The sequence below is a fragment of the Flavobacterium mekongense genome (genome assembly GCF_047038255.1).
Lineage (GTDB): Bacteria > Bacteroidota > Bacteroidia > Flavobacteriales > Flavobacteriaceae > Flavobacterium > Flavobacterium mekongense.
The window spans coordinates 2,336,528-2,361,911 of the sequence record NZ_CP174374.1; the positions used below are offsets into that span (position 1 = coordinate 2,336,528).

General features: G+C 37.9%; 22 protein-coding genes. 12 read left to right on the top strand and 10 right to left on the bottom strand.

Annotated features, from left to right (window positions below; genetic code table 11):
- The first annotated feature begins 23 nt into the window (after positions 1–23).
- Complete coding sequence (locus ACJG85_RS10085; RefSeq protein WP_412476338.1) at positions 24–599, top strand: pentapeptide repeat-containing protein; 576 nt, start codon at positions 24–26, stop codon at positions 597–599.
- Here ACJG85_RS10085 and ACJG85_RS10090 read toward each other — a convergent pair.
- Together ACJG85_RS10090 and glyA are read right to left on the bottom strand one after the other, a co-directional pair.
- Positions 596–1,189 (bottom strand): tRNA-(ms[2]io[6]A)-hydroxylase, encoded by a 594-nt coding sequence (locus tag ACJG85_RS10090; protein WP_409679962.1) that lies wholly within the window; start codon positions 1,187–1,189, stop codon positions 596–598. The two genes, ACJG85_RS10085 and ACJG85_RS10090, sit on opposite strands and share 4 nt — an antisense overlap.
- Before the next feature lie 67 nt (positions 1,190–1,256).
- Positions 1,257–2,531 carry a serine hydroxymethyltransferase gene (gene glyA / locus ACJG85_RS10095; protein WP_409679960.1) on the bottom strand — a complete coding sequence of 425 codons (1,275 nt, stop codon included), beginning with the start codon at positions 2,529–2,531 and terminating at the stop codon, positions 1,257–1,259.
- A gap of 109 nt (positions 2,532–2,640) precedes the next feature.
- Here glyA and fahA point away from each other — a divergent pair, with 109 nt between their 5' ends.
- The 5 genes from fahA (at position 2,641) to ACJG85_RS10120 (ending at position 8,934) form a co-directional block, all read left to right on the top strand.
- The gene (fahA, locus tag ACJG85_RS10100) at positions 2,641–3,924 is read left to right on the top strand and encodes a fumarylacetoacetase (RefSeq protein ID WP_412476339.1); all 1,284 of its coding nucleotides are present in this window, start codon (positions 2,641–2,643) and stop codon (positions 3,922–3,924) included.
- 66 nt (positions 3,925–3,990) lie between these two features.
- A complete protein-coding gene (gcvT, locus tag ACJG85_RS10105; protein ID WP_412476340.1) occupies positions 3,991–5,073 on the top strand; it encodes a glycine cleavage system aminomethyltransferase GcvT in 1,083 nt (360 codons plus the stop codon).
- Between the two features lie 4 nt (positions 5,074–5,077).
- A complete protein-coding gene (locus ACJG85_RS10110) occupies positions 5,078–7,105 on the top strand; it encodes a S41 family peptidase (protein WP_412476341.1) in 2,028 nt (675 codons plus the stop codon).
- A gap of 3 nt (positions 7,106–7,108) precedes the next feature.
- Entirely contained in the window at positions 7,109–8,143 is a 1,035-nt protein-coding gene (locus ACJG85_RS10115) for an LIC11966 family surface protein (protein WP_412476342.1), read from the top strand.
- Positions 8,144–8,220: 77 nt separating this feature from the next.
- On the top strand, positions 8,221–8,934 hold the full coding sequence (locus ACJG85_RS10120) for a YebC/PmpR family DNA-binding transcriptional regulator (RefSeq protein ID WP_409679946.1): 714 nt from the start codon (positions 8,221–8,223) through the stop codon (positions 8,932–8,934).
- A 280-nt stretch (positions 8,935–9,214) separates the two neighbouring features.
- Here ACJG85_RS10120 and ACJG85_RS10125 read toward each other — a convergent pair whose 3' ends face one another.
- Together ACJG85_RS10125 and ACJG85_RS10130 are read right to left on the bottom strand one after the other, a co-directional pair.
- On the bottom strand, positions 9,215–10,255 hold the full coding sequence (locus ACJG85_RS10125; RefSeq protein ID WP_412476343.1) for a PLP-dependent cysteine synthase family protein: 1,041 nt from the start codon (positions 10,253–10,255) through the stop codon (positions 9,215–9,217).
- Between the two features lie 80 nt (positions 10,256–10,335).
- Positions 10,336–12,396: a S9 family peptidase gene (locus ACJG85_RS10130; protein ID WP_412476344.1), complete on the bottom strand. Its 2,061-nt coding sequence runs from the start codon at positions 12,394–12,396 to the stop codon at positions 10,336–10,338.
- 129 nt (positions 12,397–12,525) lie between these two features.
- Here ACJG85_RS10130 and ACJG85_RS10135 point away from each other — a divergent pair, with 129 nt between their 5' ends.
- Both ACJG85_RS10135 and ACJG85_RS10140 read left to right on the top strand, forming a co-directional pair.
- A complete protein-coding gene (locus tag ACJG85_RS10135) occupies positions 12,526–12,849 on the top strand; it encodes a YbaB/EbfC family nucleoid-associated protein (RefSeq protein ID WP_409679937.1) in 324 nt (107 codons plus the stop codon).
- Positions 12,850–12,851: 2 nt separating this feature from the next.
- Entirely contained in the window at positions 12,852–13,580 is a 729-nt protein-coding gene (locus tag ACJG85_RS10140; RefSeq protein WP_412463982.1) for a sulfite exporter TauE/SafE family protein, read from the top strand.
- Here the strand turns inward: ACJG85_RS10140 and ACJG85_RS10145 are convergent.
- Positions 13,577–14,602, bottom strand: a complete 1,026-nt coding sequence (locus ACJG85_RS10145; protein ID WP_412476345.1) for a threonine aldolase family protein — start codon at positions 14,600–14,602, stop codon at positions 13,577–13,579. The genes ACJG85_RS10140 and ACJG85_RS10145 overlap by 4 nt on opposite strands.
- A 172-nt stretch (positions 14,603–14,774) precedes the next feature.
- Here ACJG85_RS10145 and prfB point away from each other — a divergent pair.
- Positions 14,775–15,870 (top strand): peptide chain release factor 2 gene (prfB, locus tag ACJG85_RS10150; RefSeq protein WP_412476346.1). Its coding sequence is split into 2 segments (ribosomal slippage): positions 14,775–14,837 and positions 14,839–15,870, totalling 1,095 coding nucleotides; the frame shifts between segments, so codons are not numbered across the junction.
- Positions 15,871–16,121: 251 nt separating this feature from the next.
- Here prfB and ACJG85_RS10155 read toward each other — a convergent pair.
- From ACJG85_RS10155 to ACJG85_RS10175, 5 genes are all read right to left on the bottom strand, one after another.
- Positions 16,122–16,889 carry a dienelactone hydrolase family protein gene (locus ACJG85_RS10155; RefSeq protein ID WP_412476347.1) on the bottom strand — a complete coding sequence of 256 codons (768 nt, stop codon included), beginning with the start codon at positions 16,887–16,889 and terminating at the stop codon, positions 16,122–16,124.
- A 177-nt stretch (positions 16,890–17,066) separates the two neighbouring features.
- The gene (locus tag ACJG85_RS10160) at positions 17,067–17,744 is read right to left on the bottom strand and encodes a hypothetical protein (RefSeq protein ID WP_409679920.1); all 678 of its coding nucleotides are present in this window, start codon (positions 17,742–17,744) and stop codon (positions 17,067–17,069) included.
- Positions 17,745–17,814: 70 nt separating this feature from the next.
- Complete coding sequence (locus ACJG85_RS10165) at positions 17,815–19,038, bottom strand: porin (RefSeq protein ID WP_409679917.1); 1,224 nt, start codon at positions 19,036–19,038, stop codon at positions 17,815–17,817.
- A gap of 128 nt (positions 19,039–19,166) precedes the next feature.
- Complete coding sequence (locus tag ACJG85_RS10170; RefSeq protein ID WP_409679914.1) at positions 19,167–20,498, bottom strand: inorganic phosphate transporter; 1,332 nt, start codon at positions 20,496–20,498, stop codon at positions 19,167–19,169.
- Positions 20,499–20,522: 24 nt separating this feature from the next.
- Positions 20,523–21,167: a DUF47 domain-containing protein gene (locus ACJG85_RS10175; protein WP_409679911.1), complete on the bottom strand. Its 645-nt coding sequence runs from the start codon at positions 21,165–21,167 to the stop codon at positions 20,523–20,525.
- A 193-nt stretch (positions 21,168–21,360) separates the two neighbouring features.
- Here ACJG85_RS10175 and ACJG85_RS10180 point away from each other — a divergent pair, with 193 nt between their 5' ends.
- From ACJG85_RS10180 to ACJG85_RS10190, 3 genes are all read left to right on the top strand, one after another.
- Positions 21,361–22,989, top strand: coding sequence for an acyl-CoA carboxylase subunit beta (locus ACJG85_RS10180; RefSeq protein WP_409679908.1), 1,629 nt, complete (start codon positions 21,361–21,363; stop codon positions 22,987–22,989).
- Between the two features lie 11 nt (positions 22,990–23,000).
- The gene (locus ACJG85_RS10185) at positions 23,001–23,420 is read left to right on the top strand and encodes a hypothetical protein (protein ID WP_412476348.1); all 420 of its coding nucleotides are present in this window, start codon (positions 23,001–23,003) and stop codon (positions 23,418–23,420) included.
- Positions 23,421–23,699: 279 nt separating this feature from the next.
- Positions 23,700–25,346, top strand: a complete 1,647-nt coding sequence (locus tag ACJG85_RS10190; protein ID WP_412476349.1) for an RluA family pseudouridine synthase — start codon at positions 23,700–23,702, stop codon at positions 25,344–25,346.
- Positions 25,347–25,384: the final 38 nt, after the last annotated feature.

Below are 25,384 nucleotides of genomic sequence, written 5' to 3' on the forward strand. Positions count from 1 at the left end.
GATTTACCGCTAAAAATTTCGCTATGGCTTCAGATTATATATTGGATCAGGAATTCCAATTTGACATTTCTGACGACGACAATACCCAATACAAAGAATTTGAAAATTGTACATTCAGACATTGTGATTTTACCAATTGCACTTTCAAGACCATTTCTTTTGTGGATTGTACCTTTTTTGAATGCAATTTTAAAGAAGCTAAAATCAACTATGTTTCCTTGCGAGGCGTTTGGTTTAACAAATGTAATTTCACCAATGTCAATTTTGCCATGACAGACCAAGTGATTTATGAATTTCACTTTAAAGATTGTCTGTTGGATTATTCAAAATTTTACGCTTTAAAGCTCCGCAAAATGCAGTTCATCAACTGTAGTTTGATAGCGGTAGATTTTATGGGCTGTGATTTGACAGAAGTCTTATTTGACAACTGCAATTTGAGAAGGGCTGTATTTATTGACACTATAGCCAACAAAGCCGATTTTTCAACCAGCTATGATTATGCTTTTGATCCGGAAAAAAACAAAATCAAAAAAGCCATCTTTAGTACGGATGGCTTGAAAGGATTATTGGAAAAATATGATATTGTGGTTAAGGATTAGCCGTGTACCGTTTCTTTGGTCCCGTAATTGGCAATCACTTTGGCTTCAAAATCCAACCATTCCTGCCAACGCTTGTCAACATTGATGGTTTCTGAATACTTTCTGGCAAAACCTATAAAAGTAGTGTAATGCGAAGCTTCACTTTCCATCAAGTCGCGGTAAAACTTTGCCAATTCTACATCGTTGATATTTTCAGATAACACCTTGAAACGTTCACAACTTCGGGCTTCAATCATGGCGGCAAATAGTAAGCGTTCTATTAAACCACTTTCTCGACTACCATCTGAAGATTGTTTCATATACTTGGCCAATTCGTTAACATAATCGTCTTTGCGTTCACGCTCCAATACTAAGCCTCGTTTTTTGATAATATCATGAACCATTTTAAAATGCTCCATTTCTTCTATGGAGATGGCCAACATGGCCGTAACCAAATCTTCCTTTTCAGAATTATTGATGATAAGATTGATAGCATTTGTGGCTGCTTTTTGCTCACACCACGCATGGTCGCTTAGAATTTCGCCAATGTTGGTTTCTACTATATTAACCCATCTGGGGTCGGTTGGCAGTTTTAATTTGAGTACTGACATAACGGTAACTTAAAAAAACCTTCAAAATTGCTCTTGAAGGTTTAGACTATTGATTGTTGATATGTGTTTAGTAAACAAAAATTGCTCTTTCGCTCATCATTTCATTGACTTCATCGGCAATGTTTTCTAACATTTCATCGTTAGTAGCATTGCTTATCACTCGGTCAATCAAATCCACTATAGTTTCCATATCGCTTTCTACCAAACCGCGTGTAGTAATGGCCGGAGTTCCAACACGAATACCTGATGTTACAAAAGGTGATTTGTCGTCAAAAGGCACCATATTTTTGTTTACCGTGATTTCTGCTTTTCCTAAAGCAATTTCAGCGTCTTTACCGGTGATGTTTTTATTTCTCAAATCGATTAACATCATGTGATTATCCGTTCCACCTGATATTAGATTATAACCTCTTTTTACAAAAGCCTCCGCCATGGCTTTGGCATTTTTTTGTACTTGTAAAGCGTAAGTAAAGAACTCGTCTGATAAAGCTTCTCCAAAAGCAACTGCTTTAGCGGCAATAATATGCTCTAACGGTCCGCCTTGGTTACCCGGGAAAACCGACATATCCAAAACATGCGACATCATTCTGATTTCTCCTTTTGGCGTAGTTAATCCCCATGGATTTTCGAAATCTTTCCCCATCATAATCATTCCGCCTCTTGGTCCGCGTAAGGTTTTGTGCGTAGTAGTCGTTACTATATGACAATGCGGAATAGGGTCGTTCATCAAACCTTTAGCGATTAAACCGGCAGGATGCGAAATATCGGCCAATAACAGAGCGCCAACGCTATCCGCGATTTCTCGGAAACGTTTAAAATCCATGTCACGGGAATACGCCGAAGCACCGGCTATAATCATTTTAGGTTGTTCTTTAGTGGCAATTTCCTGAATCTTGTCGTAGTTCAACACGCCAGTTTCTTTTTCAACACCATAAAACACCGGATTATATAATTTACCGGAGAAATTTACCGGTGAACCATGTGTTAAGTGACCGCCGTGTGATAAATCGAACCCTAAAATTTTATCACCGGGTTTCAAACAAGCGGCAAAAACAGCAGTATTGGCTTGTGAACCGGAATGCGGTTGTACATTTACATATTCGGCACCAAACAAGGCTTTGGCTCTGTCGATGGCAATTTGCTCAATAACATCTACTACTTCACATCCGCCATAATATCTTTTTCCGGGGTAGCCTTCAGCATATTTATTAGTTAGTACAGAACCGGCAGCTTCCATTACTTGATCACTCACAAAGTTCTCAGAAGCAATGAGTTCGATTCCTTGAATTTGTCTGTCTTGTTCTTCAAGGATTAAGTCAAAAATTTGTTCGTCGCGTTGCATTTGAATATATTTCGTTAAATTGAGGTCAAAATTACGAAAATCGTTTGTTAAATTAATAGTTAATGATATATTTGATTGCTAATTTTTCAACAACTAAATCAACAGCATCATGCCCAATACAACAAATAATCCTAATCGAAAATCATGGCTTAACGTTCCTGAAAACAGCGACTTCCCTATTCAAAATATCCCTTTCGGAGTTTTTCTCACCAAAGATGACGTGATTACCATTGGGACCAGAATCGGAGATTATGCCATCGACTTAGGCGCTTTACAACAATTGAATTATTTCGAAGGCATTGATTTAACCGACGATATGTTCATGCAAGACACCTTGAATGATTTTATTTCCGATGGTAAAAAAACTTGGCGTTTGGTGCGAAATCGTATAGGTGATATTTTTGATAGCAACAATCCTAAACTGAGAGACAATCCTGAACACCGAGAGATTGTAATCTTTACCATGGACGAAGTTGAAATGCAACTTCCTGTATTGATTGGCGATTACACTGATTTTTACTCGAGTAAAGAACACGCCACCAATGTAGGTAAAATGTTCCGCGATCCGGACAATGCTTTGTTACCTAACTGGCTTCATATTCCGGTGGGTTACCATGGCAGAAGTTCCACTATAATTCCCTCAGGAATTCCGGTTCACAGACCTATGGGACAAACTTTACCTAATGGCGAAACAACTCCGGTTTTCGGTCCGTCTCGCTTAGTCGATTTTGAATTGGAAACGGCTTTCATCACCACCGATGCCAACATTATGGGAGAAAATATTCCGGTTAATGAAGCTGAGGATTACATTTTTGGGATGGTTTTACTCAATGATTGGAGTGCACGCGACATCCAAAAATGGGAATATGTGCCACTTGGACCATTCTTAGCCAAAAACTTTGCTTCCTCTATCTCTCCGTGGATTGTTACTATGGATGCCTTGGAGCCATTTCGTTGCAAAGGCCCGGTACAGGAACCAACACCACTGCCCTATTTACAGCAAAAGGGAAAGAACGCTTTTGACATCAACTTAGAAGTTTACATAGAGCCTGAAAATGCAGTACCGACTTTGGTTTCAAAATCCAATTTCAAATACATGTATTGGTCGATGTCACAACAATTAGCGCATCATACTTCCAACGGTTGTCGTGTAAATTCAGGTGACATGATGGGTTCGGGCACCATTTCAGGGCCAACTCCTGACAGTTTCGGCTCGATGTTAGAGCTGACTTGGGGTGGAAAAAATCCATTAATCATGAGCGACGGCACTGAGCGTAAATTTATTAATGACAACGATACGGTAATCATCAAAGGACATTGTCAAAACAGTTCGGTTCGAATCGGTTTTGGTGAAGTCAGCACTAAACTTTTGCCGCCATTCGTTAGAAAATAGTTTACCATTTCAATGGCAATCTCAATTTCAAAATTTAAAACAAACAACAACACAATTTAAATTATAATGAAAAATACAGCTTTAACACACGTTCATGAAAAATTAGGTGCTAAAATGGTACCGTTTGCCGGATACAATATGCCGGTGCAATATGAAGGTGTGAATGCCGAACATGAAACCGTAAGAAACGGTGTCGGTGTTTTTGACGTTTCTCATATGGGAGAATTTTTACTCACAGGAGAAAATGCCTTGGCACTAATCCAAAAAGTGACTTCGAACGATGCTTCTGTATTAGAAATCGGGCGTGCCCAATATTCGTGTTTACCCAATAACGATGGTGGTATTGTTGACGACTTGATTGTTTATCGCATGAAAGAAGAACAATATTTATTGGTTGTCAATGCCTCTAATATAGAGAAAGATTGGAACTGGATTGCATCACACAACGATTTAGGGGTTGACATGCGCAACTTGTCTGATGAGTATTCTCTTTTAGCCATTCAAGGGCCAAAAGCCGTGGAAGCTATGCAATCGTTAACCAGTGTTGACTTAGCAGCCATCAAATATTACCATTTTGAAGTCGGTCCGTTTGCAGGTATTGATAATGTTATCATTTCCGCTACGGGTTATACCGGTTCAGGCGGATTTGAAATTTATTGTAAAAACTCGGAAGTAGAACAAGTTTGGCACAAAGTTTTTGAAGCCGGAGCCGCTTTCGACATCAAACCAATTGGCTTGGCAGCACGCGATACACTTCGTTTGGAAATGGGATTCTGCTTGTATGGTAACGACATTAATGATACCACTTCTCCTATTGAAGCCGGTTTAGGTTGGATTACCAAATTCACCAAAGAATTTACCAATTCCGAAAATCTGAAACAACAAAAAGAAGCAGGTGTAACTCGAAAACTCATCGGTTTTGAATTAATAGAAAGAGGTATTCCGAGACACGATTACGAAATTGTGGATGCCAACGGAAACAATATTGGTATTGTAACTTCCGGAACCATGGCACCATCCTTGGGTAAAGGAATCGGCATGGGTTATGTGGCTACGGAGTTTGCCGCAGTTGACTCGGAAATCTTCATCCAAATCAGAAACAATAAAGTAAAGGCCAAAGTGGTAAAAATGCCTTTTTACAAAAAATAACAGTGTGATAAAATCCTTAATTGCAGCCTTAATTTTTCCTTGTATTCTTTTGGGACAAACCGAAAAGAATCCTTGTGAAACACTTTCAAAAATTAATTCGCTCATACAGAATTTTCACTACAAGCCAAAACCGATAGACGACAGTTTATCGGTTTATGTTTTTAAAACATTTTTAAATCGACTTGACGAAGACAACAGATTATTTATTGAACCGGAAGTTAAAGCATTAAAAAAACACCAATACAAGATTGACGATTACTTGAATAATAATTCTTGTGGTTTTTTAGACGACTTTTATTTGGCTTACACCAACACTACAAACCGCTATAAAAGGCTTCTGGAAAACATTAAAAAAGAAACTTTTCCTTTGAGCAGTAATGAGCAAGTACAATTTTCCCGCAACGCTTTTCCTTATGCCAAAGACGAAAAAGAACTACAACATCTTTATAAAAAGCGACTCTTATTTAATGTTTTGCGTGAGGTTGCCGAGTTAAGTACCAACAAAGATTCTCTTGTCCGAAATTTTGATCGATTAGCCATGGAAAGCAAGGCCAATATTTTTGACAAGTTTGAATGCAAAGCGGAAGCTTATGCGCTGACCAAAACAGAATTTTACAATTTATTTTTCAGTACTTTTTGCTCTTACTTTGATCCGCATACCGATTATTTCTCGGAAAGCGACAAATCATCCTTCTATGCTACGGTCAGTTCCGACAATATGACATTCGGTTTTTACATGTCGATGTCTGAAAAAGATGAGATGACGGTGGAAGAAATCATTCCCGGCAGCTCAGCTTATTTTAGTGAAAAAATAGACAAAGGAGATCAATTATTAAAGGTTACTTATCAAAATAACGAGTACCATATTGCTTGTTCGTCGATGAAAAAAATCGAGGAGATTATCACATCCAAAGAATATACTACAGCTGATTTTACTTTTAGAAAAAAAAGCGGGGAAATATACAGTGTTCGGTTAAATAAGAAAGTCATGAAAGACTATCAGAACAATGTTTACAGTTTCAAACTTAAAAAAGGGAATGACTATTTTGGATACATCCGAATTCCGAGTTTTTATGCCACTTTTGAGAACGGTAAGTCAAGTGTTAGTAATGATGTAGCTAAAGAAGTTTACAAGCTTGAGGATGATGGTGTTAGTGGTATCATCATTGATATTCAAAATAACGGCGGCGGCTCTATGGAAGAAGCGGTCAAATTGAGTGGTCTTTTTATTGATGTTGGCCCGTTAGCTGTTATGAGCGATGGCAAACAAAAAAGAGAAATACTCAAAGACCAAAATCGCGGTACCATTTACAACGGACCAATGATTGTTATGATTAACGGCTTTTCAGCTTCGGCAAGTGAATTCTTTGCTAACGCCATGCAAGATTACAACAGAGCTATTATAGTAGGGAATCGTTCTTTAGGAAAAGCATCCATGCAACGCATTATTCCAATTGATGACCAAAATCAAGAATTTGTAAAGCTAACGCTCGAAAAATTTTACCGCATCACCGGAAAGAGCAATCAATATGTAGGTATAACACCGGATGTGGAAATTCCGCTTTTGTTCGACAAACAAATGCCGCGTGAAGACAGTAATAAAACTGCCTTAAAAAATGAATTGCTCAACATTAGTTTGAAATACAACCGATTGGCAAATGACGAACTAAAATCTAAACTGATACAATCGAGTCAAGCACGAATTCAAAATAATGATTATGCCAAAAAGGTAAACGAACTTAATGCTAAAATTAATCCGCTTTTTGATGGTGATTTGCCTCCGATTACTTTACAATTTTCTGCTGTGTTTGAAGATGTTAATAAAATGAATTCGCTTTGGAAAACCATTAAAACCACAGGAGAAATTGATCAAGACATAGTTATCATACAAAATACTGTTGACCTTGAAAATCAGAAATTTGACGAGTATCTTAAAAGTACCAACCTCGAAAGAAGCAAAGAAATTAAACAAAATTATCACATAGCCGAAGCTTTGAATATATTGTACGACAGCATTAACCTTAAACCTTAAATTATGAAAAAACAATGGCTTTATACTCTACTCTTTTTTGTCAGCGTCAATTTAAATGCTCAAGAATTTAAGACTCCGGTTGACTATTTAAATTACATAGGGAAAGAACAAGAGAACATTTCCAGAAGTATGTGGAAATACACTTCAGCCGTAGCACATTCTAAAAGCGCACGCCGCATAGACAATACCAGAAAATTATTAGTTAAAAGCATCCAAACTGCCAGTAAAAAGATTGCTGCTCTAAAAGACGGTTACAAAGGTGATACAGAGTACCGCAACCAAATATTGGAATACTTAAGTATCTCTGAAAAAAATATCAACGAGGAATACGATAAAATTATCGACATGCAAGAAGTTGCCGAGCAATCTTATGATGCTATGGAAGCTTATATAATGACGCGTGATTTGGTCAACAAAAAAATTGATACCGAAAACGAAAAAGCCGAATTAGCGCAAAAGAATTTTTGTTCTAAATACAATATTACCCTTTCGGAAAATACCAGCGAGTTAGGGAAAAAAATCAAAATCTCTAACGAAGTTTTTGCCTATCACACTGAACTTTACCTTATATTCTTTAAGGCCAATGTAACCGATTTGTATCTTTCTAATGCCATCGAAAAAAATGACATTGGCGGCATCCAACAAAATGCGGCAACATTAATACAATATGCAGATGAAGGTTTGGAAAAGCTCAAATCTATCAAACCATTCGGCACAGATAATTCGATGGTATTGATAACCAAAAAAGCGCTGGAATTCTACAAAAAACAAGGCCAACAATTTGTTCCGAAAATTGTTGAATTTATGATGTTTAACGAAAAATTTGAAACCGCTAAAAAAACACTAGAGTCCAAATCGGATAAAGACCGAACTAAAGAAGAAATTGACAATTACAACAATATGGTGAAGCAGGTTAATAAAGAAATTGATAACTATAACAAAATAAACAACACCAACTTCCAAGAAAAAAATAACATCATCAACCAGTGGAACACCACAGGAGATAACTTTATTTCCTCTCATGTTCCTATAGGATAATTTGTAATCGCTATCATTTGCATTAATCGATTATTACCTTATTTTTGCACTCAAAATAAAAACAAATTCTATCAGCAATGGGAAGAGCATTTGAATTTAGAAAAGGAAGAAAAATGAAGCGTTGGGCAGCTATGGCCAAAGCATTTACTCGTATCGGAAAAGACATCGTTATGGCGGTGAAAGAAGGCGGACCAAACCCTGATGCCAACTCTCGCTTAAGAGCCGTAATGCAAAATGCTAAGGCGGCTAATATGCCTAAAGAAAACGTAGAACGTGCTATTAAAAAAGCTACAGATAAAGATACTGCCAATTATAAAGAAGTGCTTTTTGAAGGTTACGCACCGCATGGAATAGCCATCCTAATCGAAACCGCTACTGATAATAACAATAGAACTGTGGCCAACATCCGCAGCTATTTCAACAAGTGCAACGGTACTTTAGGTACACAAGGTTCGGTTGAGTTTATGTTCGACCATACTTGCAATTTCCGTATTCCGGCCGCGGGTCAAGACGTGGAAGAATTAGAATTGGAAATGATTGATTTCGGTGTAGAAGAAATTTTTGCCGATGATGAAGACGGTATCGTAATGTACGCGCCTTTCGAAAGCTTCGGTGCCATACAGAAAGAATTAGAAAACCGTGGTTTAGAAATTTTATCTTCCGGCTTTGAAAGAATTCCGCAAATCACCAAAGAATTGACAGAAGAGCAAATGGCCGACGTTGAAAAACTTTTGGAAAAAATAGAAGAAGACGATGATGTGATGAATGTTTATCACACCATGAAGGAATAATATTAGATATCAAAATTTAAAAATAACGCTTGGCTTTTGCCGGGCGTTTTTTGTTTATAGGAGTAGCTTTCATGCTTTTACTTAGCTCAATCTTTTCGCTTTTGGGTCTATCTTTGTACCTAACAGATTTAACATGTCAGACACAAAGAATGCCTCTCGAAACTTAGGGAGAATAAGGGCTAAATTCAACCATCTGCTTCACTATAACTTTCCTTTAATCTGTGCAAAAAAAAAAACGCCAAGCAAATACTCGACGTTTTATATATCTTGATTCTTAATACTACTTGATAAATTCCACTTTTTGTGCTTCTTCCACATTGATACTGTCAAAGAAACCTTGTTCATTCATCCAATCATCACTGAACACTTTGCTCATATAACGAGATCCGTGATCCGGGAAAATAGCAATAACATTACTTTTTTCATTGAATTCACCTTCTTCAGCATATTGCTTAATGGCTTGCATAACAGCACCCGAAGTATAGCCTACAAACAATCCCTCTTTTTTGGCAATCTCACGTGTAGTGTGTGCGCTTTCCTCATCGGTTACTTTCATAAAATGATCAATAGAGTCAAAATCGGTAGCCGTTGGGATTAAATTTTTTCCTAAGCCTTCAATGCGGTAAGGGTAAATTTCGTTGGCATCAAACTCTTTGGTTTCGTGGTATTTCTTCAATACAGAACCAAATGCGTCAACACCTAATATTCTGATGTTAGGATTTTTTTCTTTCAAAAATTTGGCAGCCCCTGAGATAGTTCCTCCTGTTCCGCTACAAGCTACTAAGTGGGTAATCTTTCCGTTGGTTTGCTCCCAAATTTCAGGACCGGTAGATTTGTAATGCGCATCAATGTTCAGTTGGTTAAAATACTGGTTGATATAAACCGAACCTTTAGTTTCTTCGTGCAAACGCTTGGCAACATTGTAATAAGAACGCTCGTCATCGGCAGAAACGTGAGCCGGACAAACGTATACTTTGGCGCCCAAACTGCGGAGCATATCTATTTTATCTTTAGATGATTTTGAACTAACCGCTAAAATACAATTATACCCTTTAATGATGCTCACCATAGCCAAACTAAAACCGGTATTCCCCGATGTAGTTTCGATGATGGTATCTCCCGGAGTTAGAATTCCCTGTCTTTCAGCCTCTTCAATAATATATAATGCAATTCTGTCTTTAGTGGAGTGACCCGGATTGAAAGCTTCAACCTTAGCGTAGAAATTTCCGGGTAAAGATTCTGTGATTCTGTTAAGTTTAATAAGAGGTGTGTTCCCTATTAAACTTAGCACATTATCGTGAGCTTTTATATCTTCTTTCATAAAATAAATTAGTCAAGGCGTAGTTATGAAGCCAATTTTACAGACTCCCAAACGTTGCAAATTTAATAAAATATTTTAAACTATTTTTTTATTCCTTCTAAATCTAACAAAAAACTGTATTCTTTAGCAATTTCCTTAATGGCTTCAAACCTTCCCGAAGCACCTCCGTGACCCGCATCCATATTGGTATCTAAGTACAATTGGTTGTTGTTAGTTTTCATTACTCTAAGCTTAGCAACCCATTTGGCCGGTTCCCAATATTGCACCTGAGAATCATGCAAACCGGTTGACACATAAAGATTAGGGTATTCCTGAGCCACTACATTATCATAAGGCGAATAAGAAAGCATATAATCGTAATATTTTTTTTCATTAGGGTTGCCCCATTCATCGTATTCTCCTGTTGTAAGCGGAATACTATCGTCCAGCATAGTGGTTACCACATCTACAAAAGGAACTTGTGCTATCACTCCGTTATACAAGTATGGTGCCATGTTTACCACTGCTCCCATCAAAAGACCACCGGCAGAACCGCCTTCGGCATACAAATGTTGGTTTGAAGTGTATTGTTGCTCAATCAAAAATTCGGAACAATCGATAAAATCCGTAAAAGTATTTTTCTTTTTTAAGAGTTTGCCGTTTTCATACCATGGTCGCCCCAAATCTTCACCACCACGGATGTGTGCAATGGCATAAATAAAACCACGGTCTAATAAACTCAAACGAACCGTCGAAAAATAACAATCCATAGTAACCCCATACGAACCGTAGGCATACAACAAAGTCGGGTTCTTGCCGTTTTTTTGCATTCCTTTGCGATATACCATCGATATAGGGATTTTTGTTCCGTCTTTGGCAGTAGCCCAAATACGTTTTTCTTCGTAATTATGCTTGTCAAAATTACCTCCTAAAACTTCTTGCTCTTTTAAAACCGTTTTGGTTTTAGTACGCATGTTAAAATCGATTACCGAAGATGGTGTAGTCAAAGATTGGAAACTGTAACGAAGAATTTCGGTATCAAAATCCAAATTGGTAGTGGTGTAAGCCGTAAATGTTTCACTGTCAAAAGGCAAATAATAGTCGCCTTCCCCATTCCACGGCATGATTCGAATTTGATTCAAACCATTGTATCGCTCAGTAACTACTAAATAGTCTTTGAAAATATCAATATCTTCCAATAACACTTCTTCTCGATGCGGAATCACATCAATCCATTTATCTTTGGTCGTGGCCGTTTCCGGCGTTTTCATCAATTTAAAGTTGGTTGCCTTGTCTTTATTGGTAACGATATAAAAATGGTCTCCAAAATGCGACATAGAATATTCCAACCCTCGGGTACGCTTTTGAAAAACCGTAAACTTCGCATCAGGTGTAGCCGACAATACCATGCGATATTCCGTAGTCATGGTGCTATTGGAGTTAATGATGATGTATTTTTTCGATTTCGATTTGTATACCGAAACATCAAAAGTTTCATCCTTTTCAAAGAAAACCAATACATCTTTATCAGCTGTCGTGCCTAATTTGTGTTTGTAAATTTTATCCGGACGCAAGGTTTGTTCGTCTTTTCTGGAGTAAAATAGGGTTTGATTGTCACTCGCCCAGGTCGCACCACCGGTGGTGTTTTCTATTTTAACAGGCAGAATTTCTCCCGTTTGCAAATTCTTGATTTGTATGGTGTATTGCCTTCTGGAAACTGTATCAACTCCGAAACTAACCCAAATATTGTCCTCACTAACACTTAAGCCGGACAAGTTAAAATAAGCATGTCCTTTAGCCATTTCGTTGCAATCAAACATGATTTCTTCGGGCGCTTCCAAACTGCCCTTTTTTCGGGAATGGATTGGGTAATCTTTGCCTTTTTCGAAACGGGTGATGTAGTAGTAACCATTGTAAAAATAAGGCACCGATTCATCGTCTTCCTTAATTCGCGCCTTCATCTCCTCGAACAAATTGTTTTGAAAATCTTTGGTATGGGCAGTCGATTTTTGGTAATATTCGTTTTCCTGATTCAAATAATCAATAACCTCAGGATTTTCTCTTTCATTCAGCCAATAGTAGTTATCGGTTCTCGAATGGCCGTGCTTTTCCAGAATTTTGGGAATTATTTTCGCTTTAGGCGGTTGTATGGCGTTTGGCATTAGTATCGTTTAATTATAATCAACAAAAATAAGTATTATGCCTGCATAACTTTAACAAAACTTCGGAAGTTATACACTTAGAAATTAACAGTATTTGTTACCTTAGCACTTTAATTTAAATGATAATTTATGTTTGGAGACATGATGAACATGATGGGCAAACTCAAAGAGACCCAACAAAAAATTGAAGCTACAAAACAACGTTTAGACTCGGTATTGATTGACGAAAAAAGCAACGACAACTTACTGCAAGTAACCATCACCGCCAATCGAAAAATTCGTTCGATTACCATAGATGAAAGTTTGTTAGAAGACAAAGAACAATTGGAAGATTATCTGATTTTGGTCTTAAACAAAGCCATCGAAAAAGCTACGAACGTTAACGAAGCAGAATTAGCTGCTGTAGCCAAAGAAGGCATGCCGAATATTCCGGGCATGGATTTATTTAAGTAAGAATGAACATCAGCTACCCTTTTTTACTATTGGCCTTATTGGCTGAAATTATTGGTACGGTTGGTGGCTTTGGTTCTTCTGTTTTTTTTGTCCCGATAGGTAATTTTTATTTCGATTTTCATTCGGTTCTAGGATTGACTGCCGTTTTTCACTTGGCGAGTAACCTGAGTAAAATAGTCTTGTTCCGAGAAGGATTAGACAAAAATCTATTGCTTTATATTGGTTTGCCTTCTGTCCTATTTGTAATTCTTGGTGGCTTACTGTCAAAATACATACAAGGCTATTGGCTGGAAATACTTTTAGGTATTTTCTTGGTGGCCATGAGTTTGATTTTCCTGATTAAAAAAGATTTAATCATTCCGCCTAATAAAAAAAATGCCACATTAGGTGGTGTATTTTCAGGATTTTCAGCCGGTTTGTTAGGAACCGGCGGTGCTATTAGAGGATTAACAATGGCAGCCTTTAATTTGGAAAAAAGCGTTTTCATTGCCACGTCGGCAGCCATTGATATGATGATTGACTTAACTCGAACCGTAGTATATTACAAAAACGGTTTTATTCACCAACACGACATGATTTATATTCCGTTTCTTTTCGTAATCGGTTTGTTGGGTTCTTATTTGGGTAAACAATTGTTAGCCTACATTCCGCAAGTAAAATTCAGAATGATTTCACTGATTTTAATTTTGCTTATTGGCTTGATTTCTATAGGAAAACAGTTTTTTACCTAGAACTGCACTTTACCTAAATTTTCCAACACATATTCGTGTAAAACTTGTTTGTAATCAAGGTGTGTTACCATGCGTAATTTGCCTTGTCCCATAGAGCTGATGAGAATGCCTTTAGCTTTTAAGGTGTCAATTACTTGCTTCTCCGTCAACGGTTTTTTGACTTCAAAAATCACAATATTGGTTTCAGTTGGAGCCACAGTGGCAACCCATGGCAATTGTTGTAACAGCTGACCCAACTCTTTAGCCCTGCGGTGATCGTCTTCCAAGCGTTTGATGTTGTTTTGCAAAGCGTAGATTCCGGCCGCCGCCAAATAGCCTGATTGTCGCATATTCCCGCCAAATATCTTTCGGATGCGCAAGGCTTTGTGCATGGTTTCGGCATCAGATACTAAGACTGAGCCTATAGGCGCACCCAATCCTTTGGAAAAACAAACCGAAATGGTATCAAACAAAACACCATATTGTTTGGGGTGTTGTTTTTTGGCTACTAAAGCATTCCACAAGCGCGCACCATCTAAGTGGTATTTTAGATTATTATCAACACAAACTTGCTTGATTTTTTGCAATTCGGCTATGTCATAGCAAGCACCACCACCTTTATTCGTGGTGTTTTCTATACTGACCATTTTAGATAAAGGGGCGTGATAGAATTCGGGATCATTAATCCCTGAGGCGACTTGTTCAGCAGTAATCATACCACGCTGACCGTCGAGCAAATTGAAATTCACGCCACTATTGAATGATGCGCCACCGGCTTCGTAGAGATGGATGTGCGACCATTTATCGCAAATGATTTGGTCACCCGGATTGGTATTTAATTTAATAGCGGTTTGGTTGGCCATAGTCCCGGAGGGAAAAAACAAAGCGGCTTCCATACCAAACAAATCGGCTACCATCTTTTCAAAAGCGTTTACGGTAGGATCTTGTTTGAACACGTCATCGCCTACTTTGGCGTTGAACATGGCTTGCAACATTTCGGGAGAGGGTTTGGTAACAGTATCGCTGATTAAATTTATTTCCATATGAAAGTCAGATAGTCTATTTTTGCAGTAAAGCCTAGCCCCGATAGTAGTGGAAATCCTTTTTATTGTTTGGTAAAACCCTTCGGATTCTCAGAGCGTGACAACAATAAAAAGATTGCAACGGATAGCGGGAAACAGCTTCTAAAATTTAAAACACAAAACTACATTATTTATGACAAATACCGAACAAATAAAAGGTATTGTAGAACGCCTTGGTGCGTTGAGGAGGTATCTTTGACATTGATGCCAAGCTGATTGAAATTACCAACGAAGAAGAAAAAACTTTTGCGCCCGACTTTTGGAATAACGCCAAAGAGGCCGAAATTATAGTTAAGAACCTGCGATCTAAGAAAAAATGGGTGGAAGACTTTAACAAGGCTGAGAGTTTAACAGAGGAATTGCAAATTACCTACGAGTTTTTTAAAGAAGGCGATGCGACTGAGGAAGAACTTGACCATCAGTTTGAATTGGCCAATAATCATATTGAGAATCTGGAATTCCGCAACATGCTTTCGGACGAAGGTGACAGTTTGAGTGCGGTTTTGCAAATTACGGCCGGTGCCGGTGGTACGGAAAGCTGTGATTGGGCTTCGATGTTGATGCGAATGTACCTGATGTGGGCGGAGAACCAAGGCTACAAAGTAAAAGAACTGAACTTTCAAGAAGGCGATGTGGCCGGCATTAAAACGGTGACTTTGGAAATTGAAGGCGATTTTGCTTTTGGTTATCTAAAAGGCGAAAACGGTGTGCATCGATTAGTGCGTATTTCTCCGTTTGACAGCAATGCCAAGCGTCATACTTCGTTTGCTTCTGTTTATGTGTATCCGTTAGCCGATGATACGATAGAAATTGAAATCAATCCGGCCGACATAGAGATTATAACTTCTCGTTCGAGCGGCGCCGGTGGACAAAACGTAAACAAGGTAGAAACCAAAGTACAGTTGTTTCATAAGCCAACCGGTATTCAGATTCAGTGTTCGGAAACGCGTTCTCAACAGGACAACCGTCAACGGGCGATGCAAATGTTGAAATCGCAGTTGTACGAGATTGAGTTGAAAAAGCGTCAGGAAATGCGCAGCGACATAGAAGCCGGGAAGATGAAAATCGAATGGGGTTCTCAAATCCGCAATTACGTAATGCATCCTTATAAATTAGTAAAAGACGTTCGCACCGGATATGAAACCAGTGATGTTGATGGCGTAATGAATGGCAACTTAGATGCCTTTTTGAAAGCCTATTTGATGATGATGGGACAGAAAGAAGAGTGATTTGGATTTAGGAATTTGGATTTAGGATTTAGGAATTAGGATTCGAGGCGTAATGGATAAATTAGGCATAAAAAACTTAATTTATAATTCGTAATTCATAATTTAAACCTATATTTGCCACGAGGATTCCGTAAAGGAAGTTACACCTCACCGCATAAGTCGATCGCTCCAGGTCGGCTTTTGTATTTTATAATAATAATGAAGCCCAAAGCAGCGGACTGTTTTGGGCTTTGTTATTGAAGAAAGTTGGTTTATAAAACCTCTTTCAGGAAATCTTTAAAGGCAATCCAAGAGCGCTTATCGGCTAGTTCATTGTAAGCAGCGCCTTTGCTGTTATCACTTCCGGCATCTTTGTGGGTAAAGGCATGAACGGCATTGGCGTAGAACACCATTTGCCAATCGGCCCCCGAACTTTTCATTTCGGCTTGAAAAGCATCGACTTCGGTTTTAGGTACATACGGATCGTCGGCACCGTGAAGCACCAAAACTTTGGGATTAATTTTATTAGTTGCACGGGTAGCATCTTTCCCTAAACCGCCGTGGAAAGAAACTGCACCTTGCACTCTTAAATTGCCTCTGGCAGCTTCCAAAGCACCTGTTCCGCCGAAGCAGTAACCCATTACTACAATTTTATCCGGATTCGCGCCAAGCTTTACCAACTGGTCTAAAGCCAATTGAATACGTTTTTGGTAATCGGCATAATTTTTTTTGTAAAATCCGGCATTTTTGCCGGCTTCTGCGGTACTTTTCGGGCGATTGTCCACTCCGTAAATATCGGCTACAAAGGTGTAATAACCCAACTTGGCTAATTCGGAAGCACTTTCTTTGGAATGTTCGTCTATGCCCATCCAAGCCGGTAAAATAAGTACTCCCGGTTTATCCTTGAGTTCATTTTGAGGTTTACTCCCGAATCCGCTGAGTTTTTGTTCACCATCCTTGTAATCAATTGGCATCAACTGCGCGTAACCGTACATCAAACCGGATAGCATTGTCACCAGAAATAAAGTCTTAAATTTCATAGCATTTGATTTTTGAAGTAAAATTAAACAATCAACATCGGAACAAACGTTAAATAAATAAAAAAACCTCCGAAGAGGTTTAGTTTATAAGCTTTAAAATCGCTGAGATACTTACTCAATCTAAGTTAGGTAAAACCTAATAACCAGAAACAACATTATCAGGTTAATGTTTGAGTTTTAAATTGTATTTAAAAAAGTTACAATAGTAATTAAGTCAGATTCTTTTGAAAAAGATAAGCCGTTGCTCTTTAAAAAATCAACAATCTGTTTCTCCTTATCAGGAAACATTCTTATCAATTCTTTTTTGCTGTTTGGAAAAGCGATTATAGAATTTTCTTTCTTTATAAAAAAAGCATCCTTTTGAATTTCAAAATGCGCAGGAACATCACTTTTATAAGAGTTTGCTGCGTAAACTTTGGGGATTAGCTTGATTCTTTCTTTTTTATACAATGATATCTTTTCGTTTTCACTAATGACTACCAAATAACCATTTGTTATTTCATCATTGAATTTGTGCTCGAGAATTTTATAACGTTTCTTGCTGTTTAAAAAATAAACTTCCGAGCTATCAGTTTTAACTAAGAAATGGATATCATTGTCTTTCTCGAATTCCATTTCATCCTTATAGGCATTGTATCTTAATAAAAAAGTTCCATCATACCCTTTCACGTTGGCAGGCAAAAACGTTTCCACAACAAAAGGCTTTCCCTCTACTTCTTCCCCTTCCTCATCAATGCTTTTAGTAAGATCTAACCGCTGCTTTCCATAAATAACAGAAAATCCGGAGCCCACTCGTTGTTGAGAAAGAGCAAAAAAATGGGTAAAAAGTAATAAAGTAAAAAGTATTTTTTTCATGATTTTATTAGTTTACCGCAAATATAATTTCTTTCTCCAAATAAAATAAAAAATAATCAATTTCTTATATTTAAATTCCAATTTCTACTTGAAATCTAACGTACCAATTGTTTTTAGAAGTACCATCAAAATACTTGAGGGTGTCATAATTGATTTCTGCTTGTAGTTTGAAAGCGTGTTCCCAGATGTATTTGGTTACTCCTACAGAATATTCTCGAGTATTAGGCGCCAAAGCAGCGATATCTTTACCTACATTTTGGATGGAATAGCGCGCAATAAACTCATAGTTAGATTTGGTATTGTAACTGGCTTGATAGTCAAATCCGTTACCTACAAAAACATAGTTGCTTTCAGTGACATCTTCTGGGTTTACAGTGATGGCATTTTCGTTAGTGGTTCTCGACATATAGCTCATCATAGCCGCCCAGCCGTTGTATTTGAACATAGCATCCAATAAAACTGATTTCATGGTTCTTCTTTCGAACAAATCATTTCCTAACTGACCTTGGGTGCGTTGCGCATGATTGTTTTGTTGAAAAGCCCCGGAAAGCAATAATTTGGGCTTTTTTTCTCGAAGTATATCTCCTTCAAAATAAGTACCGTCTTTTGTAAAAGCACCCAAAGGAAACAACTCTACTTTTCCGGTCACAGCTACGCCATCGTCGGCTTTACCGGTTTGATTACGGCCTTCACCTCCCGAAAGTGCAGCTTTGAAGTTATAAGAGAATTTATCTTTAAATTCATTCATATTGTGCACCTGAAAACCAAAATCACGATCGATGGTAAACTTGGCATTATTGATGGTTCTGTCGGTTAGCTGTAAACCCCCAGAGGAATTAACACGCTGGCGGTTACCTGGCAATTTGGTTTGTCCGAAACTAATGTTCCAATTTTTGTTTGGTCGGTAAAACACTACCGCATCACGAATAATATTAATGTTTTCACCATCTTTTACTTCGCCTACATCACCCGGAGCAAAAGAAAGTTGGATTGCATAGAGAAATTTAGGGTTTCCTACATAACCATCAAAACGCAATCGCAAACGACGTACTTGACCATCATAAGCACCTTCTTCTCCTTCTTCCTCAAGATAAGTAGCGCGATTTTGCATTCTGAAACGAATATTCAATTGGAATATACTATCGGGAGAAGTCATTCCGATACCTTTTCCGAAACTGTAATAAGGTAAGGCAGATAACTTGATATCATTATCGTGTTTGGTTTGCTCAATAGTAATTTGAGCTGACATTGCAATTGATACGAGTAAGGTAGCAATTAGTAGTAGTTTTTTCATTGAAGTTGTGTGTTCTGTTTTTTAAGTCTTTACATTTTTTTGATGTTAAAAAAACAATTTGTTAATAATTTGAAACTAGTTATAAAAAAAGCCAACCATTACAGTTGGCTAGTATATCCACATTAATTTTAGATGAAAATTTTCAAGAGATAATAAACTATTGCGGCCAATACTGCTGAAACAGGAATGGTTAAAATCCAAGCCCACAATAATTTAACAGTTACGCCCCAGCGAACAGCAGACACCCTTTTGGTTACACCTACCCCAATAATAGAACCGGTGATGGTATGCGTAGTTGAAACCGGAATTTTGAAATGTTCAGTTGAGAATAAAGTTAGCGCTCCGGCTGATTCAGCCACTACACCTTCAAAAGCAGTTACTTTGGTAATTTTGGACCCCATTGTTTTAACAATTTTCCAACCTCCACTCAAAGTCCCTAAGGCAATTACAGTATAACAAGTAAGCGGAATCCAACCCGGCATAACACCGTCAATTTTAACCCCGTCTTTTTCAGATGGCAAAACCACATTCAAATCCAACCATCCTGAAGATAAATCTATGTTAGGATTTGATTTGATGTAAACAGCTACAGCCGCCGCAATGATTCCCATTACTTTTTGAGAGTCGTTACCACCGTGACCCAAACTAAAGGCTGCAGAAGATAACAGCTGCATTCTTTTCAAAACACTTTCTGCTTTTGCTGTTGAAAAACTACTGAACATTAAGTTAAAAATAGCCAAACTGTAGAAAATGAAAGCTACTAAAAACCATTTGATATTATGAGGTTCAGTAACTACACTCCAAAATTCACTATCAAATCGTGGTTTCTTGATATCTTCATAAGGCACCATTACAGAATATAAAAACCAACCAACCAATATCATTAACACAACAGTCAATACTTTTGGCCATAGGTTTTTCTTGGAAGAATACATCAACCAAAGAGAGATGAAATAGGAAATAATCATCCCTAACAATGGTGCGAAAACAATAAATAAAATTACAATAAAAACACCTGAAGGTAATAATTCACCTTCTTTAGCTTCTTTGAACCAGTTCACAATTTTAAATCCCGCATGTTCAGGATCAGTTACATCTCGGAAACCGTGCGCAATAGCTGCTCCGGCAAATCCACCAATTAAGGTATGAGAAGATGATGACGGAATACCTTTCCACCAAGTAATCAAATTCCAAATGATGGCAGCAATTACTCCGGCCAAAATAACCGTTAAGTCAATGCTGCTGGTGTGTGCTGTTTTGGCAACAGTATCCGCAACTCCAAAACCAAAAACCCAGTAGGCCATAAAGTTAAAAAGTGCTGCCCATAAAACGGCTTGAAAAGGAGTCAATACCTTAGTCGCCACTATGGTTGCAATCGAGTTTGCTGCATCGTGAAAACCGTTGATATAGTCAAATACCAGCGCTAGGAAAATGATGATTAACAATAAAGTAAAATCCATAAAAGTCGATTTATATTAAACTATTTATGAATGTTTTACAGAAATTTGCTCCATTACATTGGAAACACTTTTACATTTGTCTGAAGCGGATTCCAAAGCAGAAAGAACCTCTTTATACTTAATGATGTTTTTCACATCGGTTTCGTTTTCGAAAATATCGGCTACGGCTTTATCAAATACTGAATCTGCTTTACTCTCTAATTTGTTGATTTTTTTACAAGTATCTTTGATAGCCTTGTGATCTTTCATGTCTTTCAACTGTTTTACACCGGCGTTGATTAATTGACATGATTCTAAGTTGATTTCCGTCAATTTTCTAATGGACTTAGTAATTTTTTCCACCTGATACAAACGCATTCTACTGGCGGCACCATGCATATAATCAGCCACATTATCAATAGCCTTAACCAAAGCATGAATATCTTCTCTATCAAAAGGAGTGATAAAATTTCTGCTTAATTCCAAATGAGTTTTGTGGGTAATTTCTTCAATGGTGGCTTCTAATTCCTCAATTTTTCTGAAATAATCCTCACGTTCTGATTTGGGAGCATTCACAGCTTCATGTAGCGTTTCTGCTAAGATTACTAAATTTGAGGTGGCTTGTTCGAAAAGAGGAAAGAATTTTTTATCTTTTGGAACTAAAAACTGAAAAATGTTGTTTATAGACATAGTGTTAAAATTTGATGCAAATGTATCACTCTAATGTTAAGTGAATATTAAATATAATTCCCTTGAAGTAAGCTGACTTTACAATTTGTTAACATCAAATAAATCGTCATTTTTACATCTCATTTCAGTTATTGAAAACGTTTTCGTAGCTTAGCAACCAAATAAATGCAACTGTTATCTTACCCAATAAACTATGGACCTAACCTTCAATAAAAACGAAGATCACAACAAACTTTTACTGTCTGAATTAAAACAACGCTTTGCCAAAGTTAAATTGGGCGGCGGTGAAAAGCGCATTGAAAAGTTACATGCCGAAGGCAAGATGACCGCACGCGAGCGCATAGACTATTTGTTGGATGACAAAGCCAAAAGTATTGAAATAGGTGCTTTTGTAGGCGACGGTATGTATGCCGAACACGGCGGTTGTCCATCCGGTGGTGTGGTTGTAAAAATGGGCTACATCAAAGGAAAGCAATGCATCGTAGTGGCTAATGATGCCACTGTTAAAGCCGGCGCTTGGTTTCCGATTACAGCCAAAAAGAATTTAAGAGCCCAAGAAATAGCCATTGAAAATCGCTTACCTATTATTTATCTGGTAGATTCTGCCGGCGTTTATTTACCGATGCAAGATGAAATTTTTCCCGATAAAGAACACTTTGGTCGAATCTTCAGAAACAATGCCATTATGAGCAGTATGGGTATTACTCAAATTGCCGCTGTGATGGGTAGTTGTGTAGCCGGCGGTGCTTATCTTCCTATTATGAGCGATGAAGCGATGATAGTGGATAAAACAGGAAGTATCTTCTTGGCCGGAAGCTATTTAGTAAAAGCCGCTATTGGGGAAAACATCGATAATGAAACTCTCGGCGGCGCCACAACGCATTGCGAAATCTCAGGGGTAACCGATTATAAAGCCAAAGACGACAAAGATGCCTTAGACCGAATTAAAAGTATCGTCGGGAAAATCGGTGATTATGAAAAAGCAGGGTTTAATAGAGAAAAATCACAAAAACCGGCACTTGAGGAAAAAGATATTTACGGCATTTTACCCAAATCCAGAGCGGAACAATACGACATGTTGGAAATCATCAAGCGTTTGGTTGACAATTCAGAAATGGACATGTACAAACCCGATTATGGCAAATCCATTATAACCTGTTATGCTCGAATTGACGGTTGGGCTGTGGGAATTGTAGCCAATCAACGTACCGTTTCTAAAACCAAAAAGGGCGAAATCCAATTTGGTGGTGTAATCTATTCTGATTCAGCTGATAAAGCGACGCGTTTCATTGCCAACTGTAACCAAAAGAAAATTCCGTTGGTTTTCCTGCAGGACGTGACCGGATTTATGGTAGGTTCCAAAAGTGAGCACGGCGGAATCATTAAAGATGGTGCCAAAATGGTGAATGCGGTTTCCAATTCCGTTGTCCCGAAGTTTACTGTGGTAGTTGGTAACTCTTACGGCGCCGGAAACTACGCTATGTGTGGGAAGGCTTACGACCCCAGATTAATCTTTGCCTGGCCAAGTGCAGAATTAGCCGTAATGGGCGGCACTCAAGCGGCTAAAGTTTTGGCCCAAATTGAAGCTTCTTCCCTAAAAGCCAAAGGCGAAACCGTTGACGAAAAAACCGAACAAGCTTTATTCGACAAAATCAAAGCACGCTACGACGAACAAGTGTCTCCTTATTATGCTGCAGCCAGATTATGGACTGATGCGATTATTGACCCGTTAGAAACGCGAACTTGGATTTCAATGGGTATAGAAGCAGCTAATCACGCCCCAATTGAAAAGCCGTTTAATTTAGGCGTTATTCAAGTTTAATCATCTTTTGCATGAAACACCTTTTCTTCATTTTTTTACTAACAACAAGTTTGGGTATTAATGCTCAAACTGAAGAATTTTCGGGAACTTACGTATTTTACAGTAAGTCACTTAAAGGTGAAATTGTTGACTACAGAATCCAATTAAACGAAGACCAAACATTTATTTTTACAAGCTATGTCTACAATGGAATGAATGAATACCGTTCTAATGGCAAAGGAACTTGGAAAGTAGAAAATAAAACCTTAAAATTCACTACTGAGCCATCGGATATTAACAAGGAATACACTTTAAATTTCACCGGAACAACCGCCAGAGTTATGAAAAAATCGCCTCGAGATACGTCTGACAAAGTGGTGCCGACTGCACTTCAATTTTACAAATCAGAAATTCGAATTATTGAAAATTTAAAACTTTTGTTGAAAGAATAGTTTTGACTAAAATTCACATCAACATACTGGCATCTTTCCTTTTACTTCCTATATTTATTGGGATAACATTTCTGACAGACATTTGTTTTTTTACAGACGATGGAAATTGTATAACATACAGATTCAAAGGTTTAGCTTGGATTTTGGATTTCTTCTTTGACGGGTATCACTACGAAGCCAATCTTTTCTACTTTGCACTTATCTTTGTATTGAGTTTTTGTATTGCTAAATCAATAATCAAATACTTGATAAAACTCAAAATCATAAGATAAGCTATTAATGTCTTTAACCCTTTTTCAATTTTTCCAACAAGACGTCTCAGGTATTCCGATACCCGAAAAATTTACATTTCCATTTTATTATGAACCGCATGAATTGAGTAGGATTGCCGCTAAAGAACTGCAAAATTACCTCGAATCTCAAACTGATTTTGAACACAACTTTGGTTTAAATGCCGAACAAGACGGTTTGATTATCGGTAAAATGTTTGGTGTTTTAGTGGTTCAAAATGCGGAAGGAACATTAGGCTATCTTTGGGCGTTTTCGGGAAAATTGGCAGAACGCAATCACCATCCTTTTTTTGTTCCGACTGTATTTGACATGTTAGAAGAAAATAGTTTTTTCAAGCGTGAAGAAGTCATCTTAAATCATTATAATAAAAAAATTGAACTGCTTGAAAATGATATTGATTATCTAAAGGCAATTCAACTTTTAGAAGAAACCAAAAAACAAGCCGAAAAAGAAATTCAGGAGCAAAAAGAAAAGATAAAAATCGGTAAAAAACACCGGGCCGAAATCCGCAAAAATAATCCGGAAGCCGATACAGAACAACTCAGCAAAGCAAGTCAGGATGAAGGCATCTTACTCAAAAAAATGACTTTATACTGGAAGCATCACATTACAGCCGCAGAAGAAGCTGTTGCCGGATTTACCGCTACTATTAATCAACTCAAAGAAGAACGCCGTCAAAAATCGGCGCAACTACAACAACAACTTTTTGAGCAATATGCCTTTCTCAACCAGTACCTAGAGCTGAAAAGTTTGGGGGAAATTTTTAATGGCAATCCACCGGCCGGAGCGGGAGAATGTGCCGCGCCAAAACTCTTGCACTACGCTTTTCAGCACAACCTAAGACCTATTGCTATGGCCGAATTTTGGTGGGGACAATCGCCTAAATCGGAAGTCAGAAAGCACCAACAGTTTTATCCTGCTTGCATGGGAAAATGCGAACCAATACTGAATCACATGCTAAAAGGTATTCCGTTGGAAGACAATCCGTTTCAAACCAATCCGGCGGAAGGCAAATCATTGGAAATTGTATATGAAGATGACTATTTAGTTGTAGTTAATAAACCTACCGAATTTTTATCTGTTCCCGGTAAACAAATAACAGATTCCGTTTGGAGTCGGGTTAAATTGCTTTATCCAAATGCAACAGGTCCATTAATCGTGCATCGTTTAGACATGTCGACTTCCGGTTTATTGCTCGTTGCCAAATCCGGTGAAGTATACAAAAACCTGCAAGCGCAATTCATACAGAGAAAAGTCAAAAAACGCTATGTTGCCCTACTCGATGGTCATCTAAATGAAAGTAAAGGCAAAATCAATTTACCGCTACGTGTAGACTTAGACAATCGCCCCAATCAAATTGTTTGTTATGAATATGGCAAACCGGCACAAACACTTTGGGAAGTAATAGAAAGAAAGGAGAATCAAACACTGGTTTACTTCTATCCCATTACTGGTAGAACACACCAACTTCGCATACATGCCGCACACCAATTAGGCCTTAACGCTCCTATTGTTGGCGATGATTTATACGGCACTAAAGCCAATCGTTTGCATTTGCATGCAGAAAGCATTACTTTTAATCATCCTATTACAAAAGAAGCAATCACAGTGACAGTGGCTGCAGATTTTGTGTAGCTAACAATATTGGGTTCTGCTTAACCCATTTCAAAACT